The sequence below is a fragment of the Mesorhizobium sp. M0615 genome (assembly GCF_040320805.1).
Classification (GTDB): Bacteria; Pseudomonadota; Alphaproteobacteria; order Rhizobiales; family Rhizobiaceae; genus Mesorhizobium.
Genome location: NZ_JAMYQI010000043.1, coordinates 1 through 3467 on the forward strand (window position 1 = coordinate 1; position 3467 = coordinate 3467).

Here is a 3467-nt window from a genome sequence, read left to right on the forward strand (position 1 = left end):
AAACGTTCTGCTCTCGCCATACATGTTCATCGCCTGCAAGCCATCGCCGAATCGAAGGCCGTGACTGGAACGCCCGCATGAATTCTGCAGCAGCAGCCCTCGGCCGGCCAATTTCAGACAACGTGACAAGCCCGGCCAACAAGCCTATGTCGTCAAATCGCCAAAACCGACGCGCGGGCAAAAAAGCCGAATTCCTCCAATGCCGCGGCGAGGTTTTGCTCCGTCAGAAGCTCCGCCGCGGACCGGGCTGCTAGCCGGCGCCAGGCGAGGAGCAAAGGCCGGCGGGCCCGGCATTGTCGCCCGGTCGTGTGAGCAGCAGCACGGCGTCGCGCAGCGCGGCCTCGTCCTCGGTGCGGCCCGCCTGCCGCACCGTCGCCGCGGCCGCGCCGAGTGCGAGGCGCTGCCGCCAGGCGCCGGCCCATTTTTCATCCCGGCGCACGACCGCATCGAGCGTGGCGATCGCGGCGCCGCATGCGATCCCAGCATCTTCAACGGTTTGCGCATCGGGGACTGCCCGGCGCAGCGAGGACGGCACCGGTGCCGCGAGAGCGGACAGCCCGACCCCGGGAGACGCGTCGGTCCCAAGGGTGCGGAGGGAGATCATCCATACGATCGGCGCCCCGGCCAACGCCGATGGCCGCGTTGGTGATTTCGCTTTCTCCGACGCCGCGAATGTCTAAAAAAGACGGGGGGCTACCGCCTGGACCCTCCGCTTCAACACCAAGGGCCTCAAGGGCGACCAGGGAGATAAGGGCTGGTCAATCGTGCCCAGCCTCGTCCTGGACGGGGCCAGACGTGTTTTCCAGGTTGCTGACTGGGTAGGCGGCACCGGGACCAAGCCCGCTACCGGCGACTACATCGGCGCGACGGGCCTCACGGCTATCATGGCTGACGCGGTTGACGTGCGCGGCGCCGCTGGCACCGGCACCGGTGACATGGAGAAGGTGGACTACGACACCAACGCTGATGGTAAGGTCACCGCCGCCGATATTGCTGACAGCGCGCCGTGGGCCGGCATCACGGACAAGCCGGTGACGTTCCCACCAGCGGCCCACTCGCACGCTGACGCAACCACTGGAGCTTCCGGCTTCATGTCGGGCGCGGACAAGGCCAAACTCGATGGTGTCGCATCAGGTGCCACCACCAATGCGAATGATGCAGCGCTGCGCGATCGCTCAATCCACACCCGCACCCAGTGGCCACCACGATCTCGAACGTCTCAACAGCAGCCGACGCGCGCATCAGCGCTGCTGTTGGTGCCTCGGTCCAAGCTTACAACGCAGCTCTGATTGGCACGACCGGCACCTTTACGACCGCCATGAGTGTCAAGCTTGGCTTCATCACGGTTACCGGCAACGTGGACCTGGACGATCTGCGCGCGAAGGTGCTCGGGCTCGATCAGGCGATTATCCTCAAGGGCACCTGGGACGCCTCTGTTGGCAGCTTCCCCGGCGCTGGCGTGGCCCAGGCCGGCTTCACCTACATCGTCTCGACCGGTGGCACCGTCAATGGTCAGACGTTGCCAACGGCGATCGTATCGTCGCCAACGCCGCCAACGCCTCGGCCACGACCTTCGCAGCCAACTGGTTCAAGGAAGACTACACCGACGCCGTGCTGTCGATCGCAGGCCGCACTGGTGCTGTCATTCTGACCGCCGACGATATCAGTGACGGCACGACCAACAAAGCCTAAACGGCGACGGAGAAAACGAAGCTCGCCGGTATTGCGTCGGCCGCGACCGCCAATGCTACCGACGCGAGTTTGCGCGATCGTTCGACCCATACCGGCACCCAGCTGGCCGCCACGATCTCGAACTTTGCCGCCACGGTCATCACCGCGGCCCTGACGGGTCTGTCGACCGCCACGGGAGGCGTGATCACCGCGGCCGACACGGTGCTGTCGGCACTGGGCAAGCTGCAGAAGCAGATCACCGATCTGACGACGACGGTTAGGGGCAAGCTTGGTGCAACCGCTCAGGCCGTTGACAGCGCAAAGCTCGGCGGCGCTTCGATGGATCAGACTGGAACGGCCGGCACGGTCACTCAGCGCGATGGCGCTGGTGATATCACGACGCGTTTGTACCGCTCGACCTACGCCACAGGAGCCGACGCTGTGACGAGCTTCGTCGGTCGCGCGTCGAGTGACGGCACCGGGGACAATTATGTCCACCGCAGTCCATTGCCCAGACCAAGGCGCTTCTCGGCGTCGGCACGATGGCAAATCGCAGCGTCACGATCTCGGCCGCTGCCCCTTCTGGCGGCGTGGACGGTGATTTCTGGGTGCAGCCGTAATGGCCCTTTACGTCAAAGCCTCCGGGGTCTGGGGGGCGGCCAGCGCCGTCTGGGTGAAAATCTCAAGCCTCTGGACCAAGGCTCGACAGGTCTATGTGCGCAGCTCGGGCGTCTGGGAGAAAATGTTCCCGATAGATCTGGTCTTCAATGGCACTCACGAAGACTCGACTGCCACGACCGTTTACACCCACACCAGCATTCCGCTTGTTGTCGCGCCACACGCTAATCGTCGTGTCATCGTGACAACTGAGACCACTGACACCGAAAGTGCAGTGACCGTCAACAGTATGACGATTGGGGGTGTGGCTGCCACCCTTCTCGCTCAGGTGGAAAGCATCTTCAATTCTGGTGTGGTCTATCTGTCAATGTGGTCAGCCCTCGTGCCAACCGGTACGACGGCAACGATCGTGACCACGTATAGTGAGAGCGTGTTCCGTGACTACATGTCGGTCTATACGACCACCAATTGGGATGGTGTGGTGGGCACTGTTGCCTCTGACAACAATTCAACGGGTGGCCTGACAACGACCGTCAGCATTGGTGCCCTGGGCGCAGCCATCGCAATTGCGGGCAACGCCACCAATGGGGGCATCGGCACTGCGACATGGACCGGGCTGACCCAACAGTTCTCAAACGCACCAGTCACGAATAAAAACCACAGCGGAGCAACGGCCCAAGCTGGCCTCACCGTAACCTGTGCCTACAGCACTACTCCAGCACTTGCCGCACTGCTGGTGGTTCCGCTTAACATGTCCTGACCAGGCCAGGGGTGCGCAACTCCTGACTGGCGACGGCGTCGGCGACATGCCTTACGGACTCGTATTGCCAGAGCTTGTAATCGTCGACAAACCAGCCAAGTCGGCTCTCGATCGCCGTAGCAAGCTCGTTATAGTCGAGGCTGTCGAGGCCGAGATCCCGCATTCGGGTTGTCATCGACACCTCTACTTTTTCGGCAACTAGAGCGTTGAGGGTTTTGAGAACCAGTTGTTCAATTTAATGTCATCACTAATACATGCCTTTTGCTTGCAGATTCAGGTAATGCAACCCTGATCGGGGCGCAACCCCCAAAGCGAGGTGTGCCGTTGAAACACGTTCTTGTCATTGACGATGATGCCGCAATGCGGCGCCTCATCGCCGAGTATCTCACGATGCATGCCCTGAAGGTAACCGCAGTCC

Annotated in this window: 5 protein-coding genes and 2 pseudogenes; 4 read left to right on the forward strand and 3 right to left on the reverse strand. The window is 62.2% G+C overall.

Translation table 11 applies throughout. The features are described from left to right. Window positions 1–182: 182 nt before the first annotated feature. Window positions 183–604 (reverse strand): annotated as a pseudogene (locus NKI46_RS30830) (DUF1403 family protein); the annotation flags it as partial. Window positions 605–764: 160 nt separating this feature from the next. Between NKI46_RS30830 and NKI46_RS30835 the strand changes: the two are divergent. Both NKI46_RS30835 and NKI46_RS30840 read left to right on the forward strand, forming a co-directional pair. Next, entirely contained in the window at window positions 765–1289 is a 525-nt protein-coding gene (locus NKI46_RS30835) for a hypothetical protein (RefSeq protein ID WP_352749700.1), read from the forward strand. A 29-nt stretch (window positions 1290–1318) separates the two neighbouring features. After that, entirely contained in the window at window positions 1319–1651 is a 333-nt protein-coding gene (locus NKI46_RS30840; protein WP_352749703.1) for a hypothetical protein, read from the forward strand. A gap of 37 nt (window positions 1652–1688) precedes the next feature. Here NKI46_RS30840 and NKI46_RS30845 read toward each other — a convergent pair whose 3' ends face one another. Next, entirely contained in the window at window positions 1689–1958 is a 270-nt protein-coding gene (locus NKI46_RS30845; protein ID WP_352749706.1) for a hypothetical protein, read from the reverse strand. A 332-nt stretch (window positions 1959–2290) separates the two neighbouring features. Here NKI46_RS30845 and NKI46_RS30850 point away from each other — a divergent pair, with 332 nt between their 5' ends. Beyond that, window positions 2291–3049, forward strand: coding sequence for a hypothetical protein (locus NKI46_RS30850; protein ID WP_352749709.1), 759 nt, complete (start codon window positions 2291–2293; stop codon window positions 3047–3049). On the opposite strand, the gene NKI46_RS30855 is transcribed toward NKI46_RS30850, so the two are convergent. Beyond that, window positions 3036–3230, reverse strand: coding sequence for an acyl carrier protein (locus NKI46_RS30855; protein ID WP_352515489.1), 195 nt, complete (start codon window positions 3228–3230; stop codon window positions 3036–3038). The genes NKI46_RS30850 and NKI46_RS30855 overlap by 14 nt on opposite strands. A gap of 143 nt (window positions 3231–3373) precedes the next feature. Between NKI46_RS30855 and NKI46_RS30860 the strand changes: the two are divergent. Next, a pseudogene (locus NKI46_RS30860) lies at window positions 3374–3467 on the forward strand (DNA-binding response regulator); the annotation flags it as partial.